This window comes from Collinsella aerofaciens (assembly GCF_040915545.1).
In the GTDB taxonomy this organism is placed as follows: domain Bacteria; phylum Actinomycetota; class Coriobacteriia; order Coriobacteriales; family Coriobacteriaceae; genus Collinsella; species Collinsella aerofaciens_BE.
This window is the reverse complement of record NZ_JBCPDH010000028.1, coordinates 1-23,284: the sequence shown is the minus strand read 5'-3', so window position 1 is coordinate 23,284 and position 23,284 is coordinate 1. Positions and strand designations below refer to the sequence as shown.

Here is a 23,284-nt window from a genome sequence, read left to right as displayed (position 1 = left end):
GTCGCAGCCCCGACCCGCGGTCACGAGCGGGGGCTCCTGTCGTTTCCGTGCCCTCGGATTGGGTCATAGTGTCTGTCACGTCCAAAACATCGAGGTTAAGTGGCCTCCTGTTCGTGCGGAACTCGCGACAAACTTAATGCCCGGCCCGTCGGGGCCACACGACACGTTGTAGAAGGCGGCTCGCTTTTCGGAATTGGGCTGATATTTCAAGATGTAAGGCGCTCTTGGTCCTAATGGGCTTGGGGCGCCTTCGCGTTTCCTCAGCTCCGCACCCTTGCGGGTTCTCGAATCCCTCCGCTTGCCCACAAGAAGGCGCCCTGGGCCGTTATGGGCTCAGGGCGCTCAATTTTAATGGCTGGGACGGAGGGATTCGAACCCCCAACAGCCGGCACCAAAAACCGGAGTTCTACCGTTGAACTACGTCCCAATGTGTGGTGTTGCCCAAAAGCAACTCGTTTAGTTTACCTAATCTGCGAGGGCATCGCAAACGCCATCGAGCAGGCGTACGGCGAGTGTCTGCGCGTCGCTGGCCGTGAAGGTGCCGTTGTAGCGCGTCATGCCCGTGAGCTCAATGCGAATGCGAGCCGGCTTCTGCTGCGCGGCGACATTGGCGGTGCGGATGCGCTGGGCCAGGTTGTGGCACTCGGCGAGGGCAATCGTGGCGCGCGGTGCGGCGTCGGCGGGCAGCTCGTCGCTTGCGATTTCGAGCACCAGGTCAACGTCGGTTGGGACCTCGGAGTCACAGAGCATCATGCCGCTGTTGTCGGTCGTTGCCGTGGCGATATTCCACATGCGCGACGCAACGCTGCGTGCGATGGGGTCCTCGCCGATAACGGCAATCTGGAAGCGCTCGAGCACGTTGGCGGCGCGAGCAAAACCGATGCGGGACTCGGCTTCGGTGACCGAGGGCTTGCCCTCCCACACATGGTGCAGGCGGTTGATGTAGGCGTAGGTGTCCTGGAAGGCCATGCCGTCGGCAAACAGGCCGACATTTTCCTGGAACTGCTGCAGGGCGGCCTCGGTATGCGGACCAAAGTAGCCGTCGTCTTCGCCACAGGCAAAGCCCAAAACGTTGAGAGCGCGCTGCAGGGCCTGCACATCGGCGCCATGGAAATTGGGCATGCGCAGATAGAGGGTGCGGTCGCCCAGTTTATACGAGGCGTCGACCAGAGCGCTCCAGCAGGGGATATCGACGGCACAGCCAGCGGCAAGGCCGCTATCGAGCCTAAAGGTGCCAACAGCCTGTTCGGTGGTGGTGCCAAAGCGCTTGTCGGCAACCTCGGTGTCATCGATTGTATAGCCGAGCTGCAGAAGGCGGGACTGGACGTCCTCGACGGCTGCTCCCTGCATGCCCGTTGTAATAGGTTCCATGAACGAACCCCTTTCGGCGTACCATTCGTACTATTTGAGCGTGTGTCGGATAGACAACGCAAAGGGATGCATAAACATGCACTCAACAGTGTAGCAAGTTGTACCCAAATACGCTGCTGACAGGTTTTATAACCCCCGCTAGTTAAGGCGCTCCACAAAGAAATCTGCCATGGAGAGGAACAGCTCGCGTGCATGCGGGTCGAGCGAAACGTCCTCGATGGCGGCCTTAGCTTTGGCGGTCAGGTCCAGTGCGTAGGCGTGGGCGTAATCGATAGAGCCAGTCTCCTGGAAGATTTCCACGGCGCGCGCGAGCTGCGCGGGGTCCTCGGTGCCCGAGGAGAGGATCGCTTCAATCTCGTCGTGATAGCGCTCATCGGAGAGGGCGTGTACGGCGACAAGCGTGCGCTTGCCCTCGGTGATGTCGGTGCGGAAGTCCTTGTTGGCGGCCTCCTTGGTACCGATCAAGTTGAGCAGATCATCTTGAATCTGGAAGGCAAGGCCCGTGTGCAGGCCAAAGGCGCGCAGCGCCTCGACCTGCTGTTCGTTGCCTCCGCCGATGATGGCTCCGGTGGCAAGCGGCGTGGCTCCGCTGTAGTACGCGGTCTTGTGCGTCGCCATGTCCAGGTAATCGTCGACCGAGATGTCGAAGCGCCCGTCGCGTACCCAACCCAGGTCGAGCGCCTGGCCCTCGATGGTACGAACGATCATCTCGGTGAGCTCGTGGAGCACGCGGAGTTTTACGTTGGGCTCCAGCGTGGGGTCGTCGAGAACCGTCTTGGTGACCATGGTAAGTGCCAGGTCGCCGCAGTTGATAGCAAGCCCCGTGCCCTCGGTGAGGTGCATGCAGGGCTTACCGCGGCGCAGCTGCCCGTTATCGGCGATGTCGTCGTGGATGAGCGCACCCGACTGGAAATGCTCGATAGCTGCCGCGGCGCTGCGGGCTCTCTCGAAGCTACCGCCCACTGCGGTTGCGGCGAGCATGCAGATAAGCGGGCGGTGGCGCTTGCCGGCGTTGGCCGTAAAAGTCGAGAGCGGCGCGTACAGGTAGCGCTCGATATCGGCAGAGGTCGCCTGTCCGTCAAAGAACGTGGCCAGATAGTCGTTAATCTGGTCAAAGTGCTGGGCTAAAAAGCTGGTAAACGGACTGGACACGGGTTCTCGCATTCTTTCTGAGGTTGCGTTGATGCAATATGCAGATAACATATTGCCACATCAGGGCGTTTGGCGCGGCAGTTTTGGCGATTTAGGACAACGGGCGTGCGTTTGATGGAGCGCGCCTAAATCAGCCTAAAATGCTCGAGCGCCGCAACGACACCGTCGTGATCGACGGTGTCGGTCACGTAATCGGCCTTATCCTTGAGATAGTCCGGTGCGTTGCCCATCGCAATGCCGACATCGACGGCGTTCATCAGCGAGACGTCATTGCTGGCGTCGCCGATGCCGTATACGGTTCCGTGGTGGGGATCGAGGGCGTCGAGTACAGACTGGATGCCCCCGCGCTTCGTGCATTCGCGGGGCGAGATTTCGGTTACCTCGAGTTCGAGCTCGTTAAAGCACAGCAGCGGCTCAAGTGCCTTATCTTGAGCGATGTGGTTGGCGAGCGATGTAGACATCAAGATCTTGTAGACACTGTAATGTTGCAGCTGCGTGACTGCGTCGCCCAGGGTGCGCGCGTATCCGGGGGCATCGGGGGCATCGGCACTCATGCGCACGACGCCGTTGAGGCCCTCAAAGCGGATGACCTCGCCCGATTGCTCAAGATAGGGGGCAAGATGCTGCAGCATGCTGGGCGTCATCGACAGATCGCGAATTGCGTGTCCGTTGATCTCGGCGTAACCGCCCGCAAGACAGACGATGCCGGTCCAGGGCAGCTCAAGAAGTTTGGGGTGGATGCAGCTGAGGGTGCGCCCCGTGCAGATAAAGGCCATGTTGCCGTTGGCGACAAACTCGCGGATTGCCTGCGAAACCGCCTCGTTGGGATAGGGGGAGAGGTCCCGCTCGTCTTCGGGAAGGTCTTGGGCGAGCCTGGGGTCTTGCCAGGCGAGCGTTCCGTCGATATCGAAGAAGCAGATATCGCCGCGCTTATGGGCTGCGCTGGCGGCAGGGGAGGCCGAGGTGGTGGGCACAAATTCCGGCTCGAGGCCCATGATCTGGTCAAAATGCTCTTTAACGCGGGGAACGGAGATGCCGATGACCACCTGGGCGGTCTTGCCGGTAATGATGAGGCCCTTGGCGCCCACCGCGACAAACGACGCGTTATCTGCAACGATGGAAGGGTCTGCGACCTCGACGCGCAGGCGCGTGGCGCAGTTGGTTGCGCCCACGATATTGCCAACGCCACCTAAAAGCTGAATTACCCGCTCAGCGAGGACGTGATCTTGATCGGATCGACTATCGACCTCGTCATTGGGGGATTGCTCTTTGGCAAAGTCGCTTCCCGTTAAACAATCGATTGCCGCGCGATTGGCAACATGATCCTCGCGGCCCGGTGTCTTAAGGTCATAGACCAAGATGAGTGCTCGAAAACTAACAAAAAAGATGAGGCTAAAGGCAAGGCCGATACCGAGCGCCAAAAGATAGGCACCGGCATGCGTGCGCATGAGCGGAATAAAGTTGAAGGCTGCCATCTCCATGAGGCCGCCCGAGAAGATGCCGACGATGCCAAAGAGATTCATGGTTGTGGCAAGGCAAGACGATAAGACGGCGTAGAGCAAAAAGAGCCCGGGGTGGGTGAACATAAAGAGAAACTCGAGTGGCTCGGTAACGCCGCAAACCACCGAGGCGACGATGGCGGGCAAAAGGATGACCTTAAGGCCGGCGCGGCGCTCTGGTTTTGCGGTGGAGTAGAACGCGGCTGCGATGGCGGGAAGGCCAAAGAGCTTGACCCAGCCGGTGGCGGTAAAACCGGCCCACGGCGCAAGTTCATTAAGGGGGCGCGTGCTATGGGAGAGGATGGGGAGCAAGCTGCTCCACGTGGCGTAGATGCCGTCGTTAATGACCAGGTTGTCGTAGTAGATCGGCATGTAGAGCAGGTGGTGCAGCCCCATGGGCTCGAGCGCTCGCTCCAAAAGCACAAAGATGCCCACGCCAAAGGGGCCGACGCTCGTAAGTGCATGGCGCAGCGTTTCGGTCATTGCGTATACGGAGGGCACGATGGCGGCCGAGATAGCGGCAAGGGCAAACACGGCAAAAAAGCTGATGAGGTAGACCAGCGAGGAGCCCGAGAAGGTGCCGAGCCAATCGGGAACCTTGGCATCGTAGAAGCGGTCATGGATGGCGACGACGGTTGCCGATACCGCCAGCGGGCCGATAATGCCGGTGTCGAGCGTCTTGATGCCGTCGATGATGGTGATGCCGCTAGCGGAGGTCAAAGACGACGGGTACTTAAGTCCAAGATTGTCTCCGCTCAGCTTAATGATCTCGCTCAAAAAGAAGCAGTAGGCAAAATAGGCGACGAGAGCCTCGAGGCAGCAACGAGCCGGTTGTTTTTGGGCAAGACCGATGGGCAGCGCTACGGCAAAAAGGAGCGGGAGGCGTTTAAAGACCGTCCACGAGCCGCGCTGGATGATGGTCCAAAAAGCGTACCAAGGGGTTCCGCATACGGCGAGATCGCCGACGATGTCCGCAGTCGTTGCGAGAGCGGAGACGCCGACCATGAGGCCTGATATAGAAAACAGCATGGCGGGCGCGAACATTGCCCCGCCAAAGCGTTGGATTTTTTGCAGCATGTTCTGCCTTCCGAATATCGAGGCGCGTTGCGCGTGGGGAAACGTTTAAACAATGGATTCATTGTAGAGGACCAGACGAGTGTCGTACCGGCAGTTTTGAGCGAAACCGATTTGGGCATGACAGAAACCGTCAACGGCTAAATCCTGTCGCTTCACCGATATTCGGTTTAAACAACTTTAAGAAATGCTATCGTGCCTAGCCGGAAATGAATAATGTAGAGGTGAAACAATGCCAAAAGCGATATACGAAGGAATCTACCGAGAAATACGCTCGCGCATCATTAATGGGACCTATGCGTTTCAGGAGATGCTGCCAACCGAAGCCGAGCTGACCGCGGAATTTGGCTGCACGCGCAATACCGTCCGCCGCGCTTTGAGCATGCTGGCCGACGGGATGTTTGTGCAGCCCATACACGGCAAGGGCGTGCGCGTTATTTGGCTTAAGGGCGAAACCGACATGTTGGGCGCACTCGAAGAGGTTGAGTCGTTTGGCGAGTTTGCAAAGCGCAACAATGCCGTTGCATCGACGGACGTTAAGTCTTTCGAACATCTGGTTTGCACCGAGCAACTCTCTCGTCACCTGGGCTTTAAGGTGGGCGAGGAGTTGATTCGCGTAGTGCGTGTCCGAAGCCTCAACGGCAACGCGCGCCAAGTGGACCATGGCTATTTTTTGGCGTCGATCGCCAAGGGCCTGACTCCCGAGATCGCGGCAGATTCTATTTACGGCTATCTGGAGCACAAGCGCGGTGTCAAAGTGATGGCGAGCCGTCGTACGGTGAGTGTCGAGCTCGCCAACGATGAGGACTGCAGCTATCTTGACCTCGGCAAATACAACTGCGTTGCCGTCATGGAGAGTCAGTCGTACACCTCGGATGGCATCTTGTTTGAGGTGACGCACACTCGCACACACCCCGAGATCTTCCATTACCGCGTCAATTCCAAGCGATAGCCGGCTAGCTCGCAGCCTGACGAGACTCATGGCCTCAAAGAGAAAACGCCCGGTCAAACCGACGGTACATCGGCTTGACCGGGCGTTTTCTCTGCATTAGATAACAAATAATTGATTATACAAAACTTGTCAAGTATCAAGTTGAAATTACCGTTCACCGAAGTTTTTCTACCGCTCTAGTAATACTTGTTCAAACAACTAGCCAAATAGCGTATCGTTCAAATCAGCAAAAGGGGCAAAGTCCCCGAGCCAATCTCCGAAGGCGGCGGCAAAGGGTGCCGCCACGGTGTGAAAGGGTGGATTGTAATGAAGAACGAAATGAGCAGAAGGCAGTTCCTGGGCTTTGCTGGTTCCGCGGCTGCAGTTCTTGGTCTGGGCCTCGTGGGTTGCGGTGGTTCTGCCGGCTCCGGCTCCTCTGCTTCTGGTGACGCTGCCGAGGTCTACTTCCTCCAATTCAAGCCCGAGGTCGACAAGGAGTGGAAGGAGATCGCCAAGGCCTATAAGAAGGAGAAGGGCGTCGAGGTCAAGATCGTGACCGCCGCTTCCAACACCTACGAGGAGAAGCTTAAGTCCGAGATGTCCAAGAGCTCCGCTCCGACCCTGTTCCAGGTCAACGGCCCCACCGGTCTTAAGAACTGGAAGGATTACTGCGCCGACCTGTCCGATACCAAGCTCCGCGGTGAGCTCATTGACGACTCCCTGGCTCTGCAGTCCGACGGCAAGGATGTGTGCATCGACTGGGTCCAGGAGAGCTTCGGCATCATCTACAACAAGCAGCTGCTCGAGAAGGCTGGCTACAAGGCCGAGGACATCAACTCCTTCGACAAACTGAAGGCTTGTGCCGATGACATCCAGGCCCGCAAGGACGAGCTTGGTGTCGAGGGTGCCTTCACTTCCGCCGGCATGGACGACTCCTCCAGCTGGCGCTACACCACCCACCTTGCCAACATGCCGCTCTACTACGAGTTTGAGAAGGAGCACAACCAGGAGGACGACGAGATCAAGGGTGAGTTCCTCGACAACTACAAGCAGATTTTCGACCTGTACATCACCGACTCCACCTGCGATCCTTCGCAGCTTGCTTCCAAGACCGGCGACGACGCCACCAACGAGTTCGCAACCGGCAAGGCCGTCTTCTACCAGAACGGCTCTTGGGCCTACTCTGACCTCGTCAAGGCCGGCATGACCGACGATCAGATTGGCATGATGCCGATCTACATCGGTGTTGACGGCGAGGAGAACCAGGGCCTGTGCTCCGGCGGCGAGAACTACTGGTGCGTCAGTTCCCAGGCTTCCGAGGATGCCCAGAAGGCCACCGAGGACTTCATGTATTGGTGCGTCACCGCTGACACCCCGACCAGCATCATCGCCGACAAGATGGGTCTGACCGCTCCGTTCAAGAGCGCCAAGGAGACCACCAACGTCTTCTCGCAGCAGGCCGTTGCCATGGCCAAGGACGGCAAGAAGACCGTCGCTTGGGACTTCGTCTACATTCCCTCCGAGGAGTGGAAGAAGAACCTCAAGCAGGCTCTGATTGCCTACGCTGCCGATAACAGCAAGTGGGACGGCGTCAAGAACGCCTTCGTCGATGGCTGGAAGACCGAGAAGGCCGCTTCCGAGTAAGCAGTTGCTGCCCAAGCTATCTGATTAGCGACAGGGGGCGGGCAGACGTTGGTTTGCCCGCCCCCTGCATATTGAAAGGACCCTTTTATGGGCAAAGCACTCAAGCGCTGGTGGCCGCTCTTTATGCTGCCCACGTGCCTGGCGTTTATGATCGGGTTCGTGATCCCTTTTATCCAGGGCTTCTATCTCTCGTTCTGCCAGTTTATTATCATTAGTAACGCGCACTTTGTCGGTATCGAGAACTACGTGCGCGCGCTGTCCGATCCGCAGTTCTCCACGTCGTTCTTCTTTACCGTGGCGTTTGCCTTCCTGTCGACGGTGCTCATCAACGTGATCGCCCTGGCCATTGCGCAGGCGCTCACCCGCAAGGCGCTCAAAGGCACCAACATCTTCCGTACGATCTTCTTTATGCCTAACCTGATCGGCGGCATCGTGCTGGGCTACATTTGGCAGATTCTGATCAACTGCCTGCTCTCCAACGTGGGCGCCCAGCTCATCGCTCTTAACTCTGCTGCTGGCTTCTGGGGCCTTATCATCCTGACCCTGTGGCAGCAGGTCGGCTACATGATGATCATCTACATCGCTGGTCTGCAGTCCATTCCGTCCGACTACATCGAGGCCGCCAAGGTCGACGGCGCTACGGCATGGCAGACGTTTTGGAAGGTTAAGATCCCTAACCTGATGCCGACCATCACCATCTGCCTGTTCCTGTCCATCACCAACGGCTTTAAGCTGTTCGACCAGAACCTCGCCCTTACCGGCGGCGCCCCCGCGCACTCCACCGAGATGCTCGCCCTGAACATCTACAACACGTTCTATTCGCGTGCCGGTATCGCATGGCAGGGCATTGGTCAGGCCAAGGCGGTTATCTTCTGCATCCTGGTCGTGGCCATCTCCATGATCCAGCTTAAGGCCACGAGGTCCAAGGAGGTGCAGCAGTAATGAAACGCGATAAGGTTATCAACCGCGCGCTCTCGATTTTCTTTACGATTCTGTCGCTCGCGTGGATCTACCCCGTGTTCATGATTGCGCTTAATTCTTTTAAGAAAGCGACCGCAATCAGCACCACCACGGCATTCGATCTGCTCACGCCCGAGACGTTCAACGGCCTCGCAAACTACATGCACGCCCTTAACGAGCAGGGCTTTGCCTCGGCATTTATGTACTCGCTCATCATCACGGTCACGTCGGTCGTGCTGATCTTGGTGTGCTGCTCCATGTGCGCTTGGTACGTGGTTCGTGTCAACAACAAGATCTCGAACTTCTTCTATTACCTGTTCGTGTTCTCGATGGTCGTGCCGTTCCAGATGCTCATGTTCACGCTGTCCAATTTGGCGGACCGCATCGGCTTTAACACGCCGTTCAACATCTGCTTTATCTATCTGGGCTTTGGCGCGGGCCTGGCGGTCTTTATGTTCGCCGGCTTTGTAAAGAACATCCCGCTCGAGATCGAGGAGGCGGCCATGATCGACGGCTGCAACCCGGTCCAGGTGTTCTTTAAGATTGTCCTTCCCATCATGAAGCCCACCTATCTTTCGGTCGGCATTCTCGAGACCATGTGGGTCTGGAACGACTACCTGCTGCCCTACCTTACGCTCGACTCCACCAAGTACAAGACCATTCCTATCTTGATCCAGTACTTCCGCGGCGGCTACGGCCACGTCGAGCTCGGCCCCATGATGGCCTGCATCATGATGGTCGTTATCCCCATCGTCATCATGTACATCCTCTGCCAGAAGTACATCATCGACGGTGTGGTGGCAGGTGCCGTCAAGGGCTGATGCCGTAACTGTTTTGCAAGTTTTGGCGGCGTCCCTCAGCGCGGCGCCGCGTATCGAAAGGTAAAGACATGGCCGAGATTGTTCTCAAACATGTTCAGAAGGTGTATCCCAACAACGAGTCAAAAAAGAAGGGCTTCTTTGGCAAAAAGAAGAAGACCGAGGAGAAGAAGCACAACCTCAAGGTTACCGAGGACGGTGTGCTCGCTGTAGAGGACTTCAACCTCACCGTTCACGACCAGGAGTTCGTCGTCCTCGTTGGCCCCTCTGGCTGCGGTAAGTCCACGACGATGCGCATGGTCGCCGGCCTGGAGGACATTACCTCGGGCGATGTGCTCATCGATGGCAAGCGTGTCAACGACGTGGCGCCCAAGGACCGCGACATCGCCATGGTGTTCCAGAGCTACGCTCTGTACCCCAATATGACGGTGTACGAGAACATGGCATTTACGCTCGAGCTCAAGAAGGTTCCCAAGGACGAGATCGACCGCAAGGTTCGCTCTGCTGCCGAGATTCTGGGCATTACCGAGTACCTCGACCGTAAGCCCAAGGCGCTCTCCGGCGGCCAGCGCCAGCGTGTCGCTATCGGCCGCGCCATCGTGCGTGACCCCAAGGTTTTCCTGATGGACGAGCCGCTGTCCAACCTGGACGCCAAGCTTCGTAACCAGATGCGTGCCGAGCTCATTAAGCTGCGCCACGAGATCAAGGGCACGTTCATTTATGTTACTCACGACCAGACCGAGGCCATGACCCTTGGCGACCGTATCGTGGTCATGAAGGACGGCGTCGTCCAGCAGATCGCCACGCCGCAGGAGGTCTTCAACCATCCCGCGAACATCTTCGTCGCCGGTTTCATCGGCGTGCCGCAGATGAACTTCTTCGATGCCCAGCTGGTGCGCTCGGGCAACGGCTTTACCGTCAAGACCGAGGATATGAACGTGGCGCTCGCCCCCGAGACTTGCGCTCAGCTTGCCCTCAACTGGAACGGCGGCGACGTGAAGGAGATTACGGCCGGCGTGCGTCCCGAGCAGATCCTGCTTGCCGACAAGGGCGAGGAGGGCGCGCTCCAGGGTACCGTCGAGGTGACCGAGCTCATGGGCTCGACCGAGCATGTCCACGTGACCGCTCCCGACGGCCAGTTTGTCCTGATTATCCCCGTCGTCGACCTCGAGGCCAAGGGCGCGCTCAAGGCTGGCGACACCATCTGGTTCAAGTTCGAGAAGAACGCGACCCACCTCTTCGATAAGGTCTCTGGCAAGAACCTTATCTAGGCCCGGTGCATCCAGGCCTTCCCTTTGGGCGACTGCGGTATTGCCATCCTTTTGCCGCGGTCACATATAAGGCTCCCCTCCCGTCCACTGGGCGAGAGGGGAGCCTTTTTTTGTGTTGGGGCTGTCTGACCGGTCGTTTGTCTCGATCTGTAACGGGTGAGGCTGATTTCGGACGTTAGATGTTACAGATCGAGACAGTTCCGCTGAGCTGACCATTTCATCTAAATCTGTAACACCAAAGGTGAATTTCAGCTGCTAGATGTTACAGATCGAGATAAACCCAAGGGGAGGGGCCGGTATGTCTCAATCTGTAACAGCTGGGACCGTTTTTACCGAGTAGTTGTTACAGATCGAGATTGTTTGGCCGAGTTGGGTCGCAGGGTAACGTGCGGGCACAAAAAACGGAGCCGCGTTGCCGCGACTCCGTTTTCAAGAGGATGGGTAAGGGAAGCGAATTAGCTCAGGTGCCAGATCTCGTCGTTGTACTGGGAGATCGTGCGGTCGGACGAGAAGGTGCCGGCGTTGGCGATGTTGATCAGCGCCTTGCGCATCCAGGCGTCCTGGTCCTCGTAGTCGGCTAGCACGCGCTCCTTGGTCTGGATGTATTCCTCAATGTCGAGTAGGGCCATAAACCAGTCCTTACCCTTGATGTCGTCGTGCAGACGCTGCAGGCGCTCCGCGTTGCCGGTCGCCATAAAGGCCGGGTTGGTGATGAAGTCCACCAGCAGTTTAATGCCGGGCTTGCAGTAGAGCGCGCCGGCGTCATAGGTGCCGTCGGCGTAGAGTTGCTCGACCTGTTTGGACGAGGCGCCAAAGGTATAGATGTTCTCGTCGCCCACGAGCTCGGCAATCTCCACGTTGGCACCGTCGAGCGTGCACAGGGTCAAAGCGCCGTTGAGCATGAACTTCATGTTGGAAGTGCCGCTCGCCTCTTTGGAGGCCAGGCTGATTTGCTCGGAGATGTCGGCAGCGGGGATCACGCGCTCGGCAGCAGTGACGTTGTAGTTCTCGATCATGACGACCTGGAGGTAGGGAGCCACGTCGGGGTCGTTTGCGATCCACTGGGAAAGCGTCAGGATGAGGTGGATGATGTCCTGAGCGATGGTATAGGCAGGCGCTGCCTTGCCGCCAAAGATGATGGTGACGGGGTGCTTAGGTCTGTTACCGTTCTTGATGTCGAGGTACTTCCAGATGATGTAGAGCGCGAGCATCTGCTGGCGCTTGTACTCGTGGATACGCTTGACCTGAACATCGATGATGGCGTTGGAGGGGATCGTCACACCCTGATCGAGCGCCATGAACTGGCGCATGATGGTCTTTGCCTCGGCCTTGGTGGCGGCCAGGCGCTCAAGAATACTCTTATCGTCGGCGAAGTCGGCGAGCTTGCTCAAGTCGCCGGTGCTGCGCCAATCGGTACCGATCACATCGTCGAGCAGGCTGGCGAGCGCGGGGTTGGCTCCCTGGATCCAGCGGCGGAAGGTGATGCCGTTGGTCTTGTTGGAGAACTTCTCGGGGTAGATTTCGTAGAACGGATGAAGCTCGGTGTCCTCCAGGATTTTGGTGTGGAGTGCGGCGACGCCGTTGATGGAGAAGCCAAAGTGGATGTCCATGTGGGCCATGTGGACGGTGTCGTATTCGTCGATGATGGCAACGCGCGGGTCGTCGTGCTCGGCCTTTGCGATCTCATCGAGCTTGACGATAATGTCGGCGATGGCAGGGGAGACCTTCTGCAGGCTGGTGAGCGGCCACTTTTCGAGCGCCTCGGCAAGAATCGTGTGGTTAGTGTAGGCGACCATGGAGCGTACGATGGTCACGGCCTCGTCAAACTCGATGTCGTGCTTGGTGGTGAGCAAGCGAATGAGCTCGGGGATGACCATGGTCGGGTGCGTATCGTTAATCTGGACCACGGCGTAGTCGGCCAGATCGTGCAGGTTGCTGCCGCGCTCGATGGCCTCGTCGATCAGGAGCTGGGCGGCGTTGCTCACCATGAAGTATTCCTGGTAGATGCGAAGCAGGCGGCCCTGCTCGTCAGAATCGTCGGGGTAGAGGAACAAGGTGAGGTTCTTGGCGATCTCGGTCTTGTCGAAGTCGATGGAGCTGCCGGGTACCAGGCCGTCGTCGACACTCGCCAGGTCGAACAGGCGCAGGCGATTCTTGGCGGGCTGGCCATAGCCAGGCACGTCGATGTTGACGAGCTTGGAGGTGACGGCAAAGTCGCCGAACTCAACAGTGTAGGAGCGGTCGTCATCGATCAGGATATCCTGCTCGCCGAGCCACTCGTCGGGGACGGCCTTCTGCTGATTGTCGACAAAGCGCTGGCGGAACAGGCCGTAGTGGTAGTTGAGGCCCACGCCGTCGCCGGTCAGGCCCAGCGTGGCGATGGAATCCAGGAAGCACGCGGCCAGGCGGCCCAGGCCGCCGTTGCCGAGCGACGGTTCGACCTCAAACTCCTCAATCTTATTGAGGTCGTGGCCCGCGGCGGTGAGCTGGTCCTTAACCTCGCTATAGATACCGAGGTCGATCATGTTGTTGATGAGCAGCTTGCCGATCAAGAATTCGGCGGAGATGTAATAAAGCTTTTTCTTGCCATTGTTGAGCGGGCAGGCGGCTGAGCGCTTCTGCACGAGCTTAACAAGCAGTTTGTAAATGCGACGGTCATCGAGCTGCTCGAGCGAGATGCCAAAAGACTGCTCGGCAAGTTCTGCGAGATCGATACGGGGCATGTTTCCTCCTGTAATGGGTTGATTACATGTCTGCAATTCATAAGAAGCCCGCGCGAGGGGATTGGGGTGGCCTCGCGCGGGTAAGCAAGCGCGTCCGCACGGTGTGGTGGGTTCGGGCGCGGTGGCTCCTATTGGGGAAGCTCGATTTCGGCTTCCGACGGGATACGGAAGTAGGTCTCGGTCCAGTCGGTAAGCTTGTGCTCGAGCTCGCGGGTGATGGCACCATCGAGCATGCGCCAGGCCCAGTTGCCGCCTAGGGTGGCGGGGGTGTTGATACGCGCCTCGTTGCCCAGATTGAGCAGGTCCTGCATGGTGTAAATGCAGGTATCGCTCACGCTGGCGGCGATGGCTCGGTTGAGCGCGTCGGCTATGGACTCGCCTGCCTGCTGGTGGGTGTACAGGGCTGCCTGCTCGCGCTGACGCGGAGTGGCCGTACCCTCGAACCAACCGCGCGCCGTCTCGTTGTCGTGCGTGCCTACATAGGCGACGGTATTGGCGATATAGTTATGCGGCAGGTAATACGAGTTGGTGCCCTCAAAGGCAAACTGCAAGATCTTCATGCCGGGGAAGCCCGAGGTGTCGCGCATATCGATGACGCCGGGGGTGAGGAAGCCCAGGTCCTCGGCGATGATGGGCAGCGTGTCGAGTTTTTTCTCGAGCGTCTTGAAGAACTTGAGGCCGGGGCCCTGCGTCCACGAACCGTAGGACGAATCGGGCGAGGAGAACGGCACCTCCCAATAGGCCTCGAAGCCGCGGAAGTGATCCAGGCGGATGACGTCGTACATGTCGAGGGCGGCGCGAATGCGGCCCTCCCACCAGGAGAAGCCATCGGACTCCATAGCGTCCCAGTCGTAGATGGGGTTGCCCCAGTACTGGCCGGTGGCCGAGAACTGGTCGGGCGGCGTGCCGGCGACGCTCACCGGATTGCCGGCGGCGTCGATCTTAAAGAGCTCAGGCGTCGCCCACATCTCGACGGAGTCACGCGAGACATAGATGGGCAGGTCGCCGATGATGAGAATGTCGCGCTCGTTGGCATAGGCCTTGAGGCGGCTCCACTGGCGATCGAAGAAGTACTGCGTCATCTGGTGGTAGAGCATACGCGCCGGATGGTCGGCGCAGACCTTGGCGGAAGCCTCACCGCGGGTGCGGAGCTCCGCTGGCCACTCCCAAAACGCCTTGAGACCGCACTCCTCTTTGACGGTCATGAACTCACAGTAGGGGATGAGCCAGTCCTCGTTGGCCTGGATAAAGTCATCGAAATCGGCCGGCTTGTCGGCGGCAAAGCGCTCAGCGGCGCGGTCGAGAATCTGACGGCGGCCGCCAAAGATAGCACCGTAGTCGACGTTACTGGGGTCGGATCCCAGGCACACGCCATCGATATCGCGCTGTTCAAGATACCCTGCCTCGATAAGCTCGGCAAAGTCGATAAAGTTGGGGTTGCCTGCGCGGGCCGAGAACGACTGATAGGGCGAATCGCCATAGCTGGTCGTCGTAAGGGGCAGAATCTGCCAGTAATGTTGTTTGCACGAGGCGAGAAAATCGACGAAGTCGTAGGCATTCCAGCCAAAGCCGCCGATTCCGTATGGTCCGGGCAGAGATGAGACGGGCATGAGGACGCCGCTTGCACGCTCCATGAATGCGCTCACCAACCTTCTTGTTGTGGGGTCGGCCTGTCGATGGGTGTGCAGTCCGCCTCCGGTGTTCTGATTCGACACGCCTATTGTAAAACATGTTGTTTAAACATGTACAGGCAAGATAAAAAAGTTGGTCGATTTTCGGTGAATGGTTACATGCCATGAAAAAAGCCCCGACCTCACAACGTGAGATCGGGGCAAGAGCGGTATGTAGGTTTTTGCTACTCGGCGTCGGCGAAGCCGTTGGGGTTGTGGCTCTGCCAGTTCCAGCTATCGCGGCACATGTCCGCGATGTCGTACTGGGCCTTCCAGCCCATCATGCGCTCGGCCTTGGAGGCATCGCACCAGTTGGCAGCGATGTCGCCGGCGCGGCGCTCGCGGATCACGTAGGGCAGCTCCTTGCCACAAGCCTTGGAGAAGGCGGCGACGACCTCGAGTACCGAGGTGCCGGTGCCGGTGCCCAAGTTAAAGATCTCGACGCCGGTCTTGCCGTTCATCCAGTTAAGGGCGGCAACGTGACCAGAGGCCAGATCGCACACGTGGATGTAGTCGCGCACGCCGGTGCCGTCGGGGGTGGGGTAGTCGTTGCCAAAGACCTGAACGGCCTCGAGCTTGCCCACGGCGACCTGGGCGACATAGGGCACCAGGTTGTTGGGGATGCCCTTGGGGTCCTCGCCGATCAGGCCCGACGGATGAGCGCCGATGGGGTTGAAGTAACGGAGCAGCACGACGTCCCACTCGGGGTCGGCGGTGTGGACGTCCATAAGGATCTGCTCGATCATCCACTTGGTCCAACCATAGGGGTTGGTCGCGGGCTTCTTAGGATCCTCCTCGGTGACGGGCGGGTTGTCCGGGTCGCCGTAGACGGTCGAGGAGCTCGAGAAGATGATGGACTTGCAGCCATGGTTGCGCATGACGTCGATGAGCACCAGGGTGTTCTCGATGTTGTTGTGGTAGTACTCGACGGGCTTGCTCACTGACTCGCCGACGGCCTTAAAGCCGGCAAAGTGGATGACGCGGTCGATCTGATGGGTATCGAAGATCTTGTTCATCGCATCGCGGTCGAGCACGTTGGCCTCGTAGAAGGTGAGGTTCTTGGCGGCCTCGTCGCCCACGATGGTCTTGACGCGGTCGACGGCGACGGCGCTGGAGTTGGAAAGATCATCGACGATGACGACCTGGTAGCCACCCTCGAGCAGCTGAACGACGGTGTGCGAGCCGATAAAGCCGGCGCCACCGGTAACGAGGACGCAGGTGTCTTTGGGGTCGAGTGCTTTGGACATGTAGTCTCCTATCGAATCAGGAACACTTCTTCAGGGGAGTATAGCGCAGGCAGGGACGCCCAAATCGTGCGCTGTAGGAAAAGCGGAGGATTGTGCCAACGTACTCATAGAAGAGCTTGCGTACGCATAACCTGATCTTTGACATTTGCTTACGAGCCGCTGACCTTGTAGTTTCCTGCCGTTCGTGGAAATCGTTGGGACGCGCCATATGTACGCTAATATGTATGAGTTGAGCGACATATAAATAAACATGTAACGGAGTACATATGTCACCAAACAGCGATTCCATCCTTTCCCAGGAGCTCTCGCGCCGCACTGCCCTCAAGGCCCTGTTCGGCGCCGCTTCTGCGGCAGTTCTTTTTGGCCTGCCCGCTCGCGCCCATGCGGCGGAGGCTTCCAAAGAAACAACCGATAAACTGAATGCCGCCCAGGCCCAGCTCGACGAGGTTCAGGCCCAGCTCGACAGCATCGCAAATGAGTATGCGGCGCTGGCCAACAAGAATGCCCAGACCCTCAACGACATCGAGAATGTCCAGGGCAAGATTGACGACACGCAGGCCCAGATCGATGAAAAGAAGGCCGAGCTCAAGAAGAAGCGCAACGACCTTTCCGATCGCGTGGCCGCCAGCTACAAGTCCGGCGGCACGAACATCCTGTCGCTGCTGCTGGCCTCTGGCTCGTTTGAGGAACTCGTCGCTAATGCGCACTATGTTGAGAAGATCAACAAGAGCGACCGCGACGCCATCGAGGACATTCAGACCATCCAGGAAGAGCTCGATGCGCAAAAGACCGAGCTTGAGTCGCAGAAAGCCGACTTAGAGAAGCTCAAGGACCAGCAGACGGCTCAGATGCAGGATATGCAGGCCAAGCAGCAAGAAGTCCAGACCGTGCTGAACGGTCTTTCCGACGACGTCAAGGAGCTCATGGCTCAGCGCGATTCCGAGATCCTCGCTGCCGCCCAGGCCGAGGAGGCTGCTAGGAAGGCTGCCGCTGCCGCGGCTGCCGCGAACAAGAACAATTCCTACTCGGGTGGTTCAAGCTCGGGTGGCGGATCGTATGCGCCCGGAACCCCGCAACAGAATGCCGGCTCGGGCAAACAGCAGGCCGTCGTCAACGCGTGCTACTCTACGCCTTCGCCGGGTCAGAACTGGTGCGCGGCGTGGGTTACCAATGTCTTCCGTAACGCTGGCGTTGGCTACTTTGGCGGCAACGCGTGCGATATGTTTAACGCATGGTGCTATAGCTCCGACCGCTCGGCATTGCAGGTGGGCATGATCGTGGCCGATTCCTCGCACAGCGGCACGGGTGCTCCGGGCCTTATCTACGGTCATGTGGGTATCTACGTTGGCGGCGGTATCGTTATGAGCAACGAGGGTGCCATTACGTCTAAGTCGCTCGATTCGTTTATTAGCTTCTATGGCACTGGCTCTGGCGTGCGTTGGGGCTGGCTCGGCGGTATTGCGCTGTCGTAAAGCCGACGGGGCCGCGTGCCCGCCCGCAATATATTTGATTGCCTGCTCGGGCAGTCCTGCGCAAGACGAAGGCCACATTAAGTGGCCTTCTTTGCGTGCGGAACTCGCGATCAATCAAATATAATGCGGGCGGGCACGCGGCCCTCTCGGGTTCGGGGCGCGACACACCGGACTGGGTTATCTGAATGAATATGGTGAAGGCCCCTTTCGGGGCCTTCTTTTTATAAAAATTCGCCTACTCGGTGGACTTCGGGTTCTAGGTCTACGTCGAACTGCTCTTTGACTTTGGCTTGGATGTCGCGGATGAGTTCGTCAACGTCGGCGGCGGTGGCGTGGTTGGCGTTGACGATAAAACCGCAGTGCTTTTCGCTTACCTGCGCGCCGCCAACGGCGTGTCCTCGCAGGCCGGCATCCATGATGAGTTTGCCGGCAAAGTAACCCTCGGGGCGCTTGAAAGTGGAGCCGGCGCTCGGCATGTCGAGCGGCTGCTTGTCCTCGCGGCGCTGGCGGTAGTCGTCCATGTCGGCCTTGATCATCGCGGCGTTGCCCGGGGCAAGGTTAAAGGTGGCAGAGAGCACGATAAGGCCGTCGTCGGCGATACGGCTCTTGCGATAGCCCAGGTTAAGCTCGTCGACATCGAACTCAATGATATTGCCGCTGCCGCGGGTGCCGTCGTCGAGCACGCGGGCGGGCTTATAGACGCGCACGGACTCCAAAACATCGGCCATGCAGGCGCCATAGGCACCGGCGTTCATATAGCAGGCGCCGCCGACCGAGCCGGGGATGCCCGAGAGGGGCTCCATGCCGGTAAGATCAGTCTCGGCTGCCGCGGCCGCTACGTCCGAGAGCAGCGCGCCGGCTGCCGCCGTAACATGTGTGCCGTCGACGGTGATGTTAGAGAGGCCTTCGCCCAGTGCCACGACGACACCGCGGATACCCTTGTCACCAACGAGCAGGTCGGAGCCGTTGCCCACGATGGTGAGCGGCAGATCGCAGCGGTAGCAGGTGTCAAGCGTGGCGACGAGTCCCTGCTCGGTATCGGGCGTGACAAAGACATCGGCCGGGCCGCCGATCTTAAACGTGGTGTGCTCGCGCATGGGCTCGCTCATGAGCACGTTGTCCTCGCCGGCAACACCGGCGAGCGCGCAGAGCAGGTCCTCGTTAAAAAAGTCATTCTCGTGCATACGAATATCCGCCTTATGGTGGTCGTTTTCATTAAACGAATGCAATATACCCCACCCGGATGGATTTGGTGCAAAGTAACCTGACCTCAATACATCACATGGTGCAAAGAGGTCAGGTTACTTTGCACCAATCACGGCGATAAAACAGCCGTCTACCGGATTGGTAAAGTGTTTATCATCGAGGTAAAGGGACGGTCGCTATACTTTCAAGAGATTGCGCGAATACTCGGAAGGAGCGAGATGGGCAACAAAGTTACTCTTAAGCAGATTGCCCAGGAGGTGGGGCTTTCCCCCTCGTCGGTCTCGCTTGTCCTTAACAATCGGCCTTGTCGCATCTCGGAAGAAAACCGCAAGCGCATCAAAGAGGTTGCGGCGCGCAACCACTATGTTCCTAACCAGATTGCACGCAGCCTGGTCATGCGCGAGTCGCGCACGCTGGGCCTTATCGTTCCCAACATCGAGAGCCGCTTTTTTGCCTCCCTCGCTGGCAGCCTGGAAAAGCGCTGCCGCGAGGACGGCTACGCGCTCTTTATTACCAGCTCGGGTGGAAGTGCCGAGGACGATCTGGAGCTCCTGCGCCAGCTGGTGACGCGCGGCGTCGATGGTGTGTTCTTGGTCGTGGGCGACGAGTTCTCGGACGACCGCGCCCTGCGCGAAGAGGTCAGCCATCTGCCTATCCCGGCTGTTATGGTCGACCGTGCCATTGAGGGACTCGAGTGCGACAAGGTGATGTTCGACCACGAGATGGGTGGCTACATGGCTACCCGTTATCTGATCGAGCAGGGTCACCGTCGCATTGCCTGCTTGGTTAATGCGCGTCGTTCCAATACGGGTCGCAAGCGACTTGCCGGCTATGAGCGCGCGCTGCGCGAGGTTGGCCTGCCTATCGACGCACGTTTGGAGTTTGAGAGCGAGTACTACATTCCGAGTGCCTACGAGGCCTCGGAGGCGGTGCTCGCAACCGACGCCACCGCCGTGTTCGCAAGCTCGGATAACATTGCCCTCGGTTTGCTCAAGCGCCTGCACGAGATGGGTGAGAGCATCCCGGACGATATCTCGGTGGTGAGCTATGACAACTCGGCGGCCGACGTTCTCTTTGAGCCGGCGCTGACCGCGATTGAGCAGGATCCTGGTGTCCTTGCGGAGCATGCTTTTGGCTGCATGTCCAAGCGTCTTGCCGGTAGGGGCGGTAGGCGCGCCGAAGAGGTCGTTCTGGAGCCGGCGCTTATCGTTAAGGACAGCGTGCTCGAACTTACTAAACATAACTAAACACGTTTATCAATTTGCATATCAGGAATATGAAGAACTTATGACAAATAATGCCGCAGGTGAATGTCTGCATCTGCCTGTCAACATGGCAAATCAGGATGGTAAAACGTTTTCTCACCATGATAAAACGTTTTAGCAAATATACTTGTCCCAACGAAAGGTTGCCGTATTGGAGGGTGACCATACAGCGAAGGGACATAAACAATGGCTAAAACTCTGGGAACGCCGTGGCAAAAGCTGGGACATGAGGTGCCGGCTTCCGAGCTCGAGGGCGTCGACCTGTATTGGCGCGCATCGAACTACCTGTCCGTCGGCCAGATTTACCTTCGCTCCAACCCGCTGATGCGCCCCGACTTTGTTGACGAGAAAACCGGTGAGGTGCGCGACTTTGGTCGTCCGGACGTTAAGCACCGCCTGGTCGGCCACTGGGGCACCACGCCCGGCATCAACTTCCTGTTCGGCCACGTCAACCGTCTTATTGCCGATCACAACCAGAACGCCATTTTCTTGATGGGCCCGGGCCACGGTGGCCCCGCCGGCACCGCCCAGTCGCTGCTCGATGGCACCTACCGTGAGATCCGCCCCGACATCACCAATGACGAGGCTGGCCTGCAGAAGTTCTTCCGCCAGTTCTCTTATCCCGGCGGCATCCCGAGTCACTTTGCGCCCGAGACGCCCGGCTCCATCCACGAGGGCGGAGAGCTCGGCTACACGCTCAGCCACGCCTACGGCGCCGTCATGGACAACCCGAGCCTGCTGGCCGTGGCCGTGGTGGGCGACGGCGAGTCCGAGACCGGTCCGCTCGCGACTTCTTGGCAGTCCAACAAGCTCGTGAACCCGGCAACCGACGGAATCGTCCTGCCGATCCTGCACCTCAACGGCTACAAGATCGCCAACCCCACCATTCTTGCCCGCGTGTCCGACGAAGAACTCACCAAGTTCTTTGAGGGCATGGGCTATAAGCCGCACTTCTTTGTCACCGGTTTTGACGACGAGAGCCATGCAAGCATCCACGAGCGTTTCGCCGCCCTGTTTGAGCAGGTCTTCGATGAGATTTGCGACATCAAGGCCACCGCACAGGCCCAGGCCGCCGCGGGCGAGACCGTGGTCCGTCCGGCCTATCCCATGATCGTGTTCCGTACGCCCAAGGGCTGGACTTGCCCCAAGCAGATCGACGGCAAGAAGACCGAGGACTCCTGGCGCGCGCATCAGGTGCCGCTGGCGAGTGCCAAGGACACCCACGAGCACTTCCGCGTGCTTCGCGAGTGGCTGCGCTCCTACAGGCCCGAGGAACTCTTTACGCCCGAGGGCCAGGTGCGCCCCGAGGTGACGGCCTTTATGCCGACCGGCGAGATGCGCATCGGCGCCAACCCCAACGCGAACGGCGGCAAGGTGCGCCGCGAGCTCGAGCTCCCCGATATTCATGCCCACGAGATTCCCGTCGCAAGTAAGGGTCATGGCTGGGGCTCCACCGAGGCCGCCCGTGTCTTTGGTGAGTACACCGCCGACGTCCTGGCCAAGAACATGGACGACTTCCGCATCTTCGGTCCCGACGAGACCGCGTCCAACCGCCTGCAGGCTGCCTACAAGGTGACCAAAAAGCAGTGGGATGCCGGCTTTTACGGGGACGAGGCCAACGACGAGCTGCTGGCCGGTTCCGGTAAGGTTGTCGAACAGCTGTCCGAGCACCAGTGTGAGGGCTTCCTCGAGGCCTACGTGCTCACCGGCCGCTCCGGCGTGTGGAGCTCCTACGAGAGCTTTGTCCACGTCGTCGATTCCATGGTCAACCAGCACTGCAAGTGGCTCGAGGCCACCAAGCGCGAGATTCCGTGGCGTGCCCCCATCAGCGGTCTCAACATTTTGCTGTCGAGCCATGTCTGGCGCCAGGACCACAACGGCTTCTCGCACCAGGATCCCGGCTTTATCGACCTGCTGCTCAACAAGGCCAACGACACACATATCGTGAATGCCTACTATCCGGCTGACGCCAACATGGCACTTGCTGTTGCCGAGCGTGTCTACCAGTCCACCGACTGCGTCAACGCCATCTTCTGCGGCAAGCAGCCCGCCCCCACCTTCCAGACGGTCGACGAGGCCAGGTCCGAGCTCGCCGAGGGCGTTGCGGCCTGGGAGTGGGCATCGACTGCCGACTCGCTCGCCGAGGCCGACGTCGTGGTCGCCACGTGCGGTGACGTACCGACGCTCGAGGCTCTGGCTGCAACCGATATGCTGCGCGAGCTAGGCATTAAGGTGTGGTTCGTCAACGTGGTCGACCTGCTCAAGATCCAGAACGTCTGCGAGAACGACCAGGCCATCAGCGATGAGCGCTGGGCTGAGCTGTTTGGCTGCGGTGAGAAGCCCGTGCTCTTCGCATTCCATGCCTATGCCGGCACGATTCGCCGTCTGATTTGGAACCGCCCCGGCCACGATGCCTTCCGCGTCCACGGCTACGAGGAGAAGGGCTCCACGACTACGCCGTTCGACATGCTGCGCCTGAACAACATGGACCGCTGGGCCCTGGCCGCCGACGTGCTGCGCATGGTCGACGCCGATAAGTTTGCCGAGCAGATTGATGAGTGGGAGGCCTTCCGCACCGAGGCCTTTGAGTTCGCGTGTGGCGAGGGCTTCGATCACCCGGCCTTTACCGACTGGGTCTGGCCCGACGCCGCAGCCGCAACCGCGGCCGACGGCGCGCTTTCCGCAACGCAAATGACCGCGGGCGACAACGAGTAGGTAGGCATCCGGGACGGTTTCGCGCTGGGGCTGCCTCCGGGCTGGTGCCCTTCCTCGGAGAAGTGGGCTTCGCGAACTTCTCCGAGGAAGGGCACCAGCCCGGAGGCAGCCTTCTCGACCGTTTCGATATGCGGGGGCTGATCTTTTTTAATGTAATGGGGACTTTGCTGTTGTGGCCTTGGAGGCTGCAGGCCTATCTTTGGTCAGCCAAGATTACATTGCCGGGGCCGGGGCGCCTGCTTTGTTGTGAGAGGTTCGCGAAGCCC

The 23,284-nt window shown here is 59.0% G+C and carries 15 protein-coding genes and 1 tRNA gene; 8 read left to right on the top strand and 8 right to left on the bottom strand.

Annotated elements, in window-relative coordinates; all coding sequences use genetic code 11:
* Positions 1-352: 352 nt before the first annotated feature.
* From AB5202_RS08285 to AB5202_RS08270, 4 genes are all read right to left on the bottom strand, one after another.
* Positions 353-427, bottom strand: a tRNA-Gln gene (locus AB5202_RS08285).
* A gap of 38 nt (positions 428-465) precedes the next feature.
* Complete coding sequence (locus AB5202_RS08280; RefSeq protein WP_347479652.1) at positions 466-1,371, bottom strand: peptidoglycan-binding domain-containing protein; 906 nt, start codon at positions 1,369-1,371, stop codon at positions 466-468.
* A 138-nt stretch (positions 1,372-1,509) separates the two neighbouring features.
* Positions 1,510-2,523: a polyprenyl synthetase family protein gene (locus tag AB5202_RS08275; RefSeq protein WP_368144332.1), complete on the bottom strand. Its 1,014-nt coding sequence runs from the start codon at positions 2,521-2,523 to the stop codon at positions 1,510-1,512.
* A 125-nt stretch (positions 2,524-2,648) separates the two neighbouring features.
* Positions 2,649-5,099 carry a PTS transporter subunit EIIC gene (locus tag AB5202_RS08270; protein ID WP_368144333.1) on the bottom strand — a complete coding sequence of 817 codons (2,451 nt, stop codon included), beginning with the start codon at positions 5,097-5,099 and terminating at the stop codon, positions 2,649-2,651.
* A 229-nt stretch (positions 5,100-5,328) separates the two neighbouring features.
* Between AB5202_RS08270 and AB5202_RS08265 the strand changes: the two genes are divergently transcribed.
* From AB5202_RS08265 to AB5202_RS08245, 5 genes are all read left to right on the top strand, one after another.
* The gene (locus tag AB5202_RS08265) at positions 5,329-6,048 is read left to right on the top strand and encodes a GntR family transcriptional regulator (RefSeq protein ID WP_055285612.1); all 720 of its coding nucleotides are present in this window, start codon (positions 5,329-5,331) and stop codon (positions 6,046-6,048) included.
* Positions 6,049-6,354: 306 nt separating this feature from the next.
* The gene (locus AB5202_RS08260) at positions 6,355-7,671 is read left to right on the top strand and encodes an ABC transporter substrate-binding protein (RefSeq protein ID WP_006235863.1); all 1,317 of its coding nucleotides are present in this window, start codon (positions 6,355-6,357) and stop codon (positions 7,669-7,671) included.
* 87 nt (positions 7,672-7,758) lie between these two features.
* Positions 7,759-8,613 carry a carbohydrate ABC transporter permease gene (locus AB5202_RS08255; RefSeq protein ID WP_006235864.1) on the top strand — a complete coding sequence of 285 codons (855 nt, stop codon included), beginning with the start codon at positions 7,759-7,761 and terminating at the stop codon, positions 8,611-8,613.
* Positions 8,613-9,452, top strand: coding sequence for a carbohydrate ABC transporter permease (locus AB5202_RS08250; RefSeq protein ID WP_022095055.1), 840 nt, complete (start codon positions 8,613-8,615; stop codon positions 9,450-9,452). Before AB5202_RS08255 ends, AB5202_RS08250 begins: the two co-directional genes overlap by 1 nt.
* A gap of 68 nt (positions 9,453-9,520) precedes the next feature.
* Positions 9,521-10,720 (top strand): ABC transporter ATP-binding protein, encoded by a 1,200-nt coding sequence (locus tag AB5202_RS08245; RefSeq protein WP_196022639.1) that lies wholly within the window; start codon positions 9,521-9,523, stop codon positions 10,718-10,720.
* A gap of 455 nt (positions 10,721-11,175) precedes the next feature.
* Here AB5202_RS08245 and AB5202_RS08240 read toward each other — a convergent pair whose 3' ends face one another.
* The 3 genes from AB5202_RS08240 to galE all read right to left on the bottom strand — a co-directional run bounded on the left by AB5202_RS08240 (position 11,176) and on the right by galE (position 16,360).
* Positions 11,176-13,443, bottom strand: coding sequence for a glycogen/starch/alpha-glucan phosphorylase (locus AB5202_RS08240; protein WP_368144334.1), 2,268 nt, complete (start codon positions 13,441-13,443; stop codon positions 11,176-11,178).
* Between the two features lie 128 nt (positions 13,444-13,571).
* Positions 13,572-15,089: a 4-alpha-glucanotransferase gene (gene malQ / locus AB5202_RS08235; protein WP_368144336.1), complete on the bottom strand. Its 1,518-nt coding sequence runs from the start codon at positions 15,087-15,089 to the stop codon at positions 13,572-13,574.
* Between the two features lie 209 nt (positions 15,090-15,298).
* A complete protein-coding gene (gene galE / locus AB5202_RS08230; protein WP_006235870.1) occupies positions 15,299-16,360 on the bottom strand; it encodes a UDP-glucose 4-epimerase GalE in 1,062 nt (353 codons plus the stop codon).
* Positions 16,361-16,626: 266 nt separating this feature from the next.
* Between galE and AB5202_RS08225 the strand changes: the two genes are divergently transcribed.
* Positions 16,627-17,832 carry a coiled-coil domain-containing protein gene (locus tag AB5202_RS08225; protein ID WP_006235871.1) on the top strand — a complete coding sequence of 402 codons (1,206 nt, stop codon included), beginning with the start codon at positions 16,627-16,629 and terminating at the stop codon, positions 17,830-17,832.
* Positions 17,833-18,053: 221 nt separating this feature from the next.
* Here the strand turns inward: AB5202_RS08225 and murB are convergent, their stop codons facing one another.
* The gene (gene murB, locus AB5202_RS08220; protein WP_368144632.1) at positions 18,054-19,016 is read right to left on the bottom strand and encodes a UDP-N-acetylmuramate dehydrogenase; all 963 of its coding nucleotides are present in this window, start codon (positions 19,014-19,016) and stop codon (positions 18,054-18,056) included.
* 240 nt (positions 19,017-19,256) lie between these two features.
* Between murB and AB5202_RS08215 the strand changes: the two genes are divergently transcribed.
* Both AB5202_RS08215 and AB5202_RS08210 read left to right on the top strand, forming a co-directional pair.
* Positions 19,257-20,285 (top strand): LacI family DNA-binding transcriptional regulator, encoded by a 1,029-nt coding sequence (locus tag AB5202_RS08215; RefSeq protein ID WP_346969106.1) that lies wholly within the window; start codon positions 19,257-19,259, stop codon positions 20,283-20,285.
* 204 nt (positions 20,286-20,489) lie between these two features.
* Positions 20,490-23,018 carry a phosphoketolase family protein gene (locus AB5202_RS08210; protein ID WP_368144631.1) on the top strand — a complete coding sequence of 843 codons (2,529 nt, stop codon included), beginning with the start codon at positions 20,490-20,492 and terminating at the stop codon, positions 23,016-23,018.
* Positions 23,019-23,284: the final 266 nt, after the last annotated feature.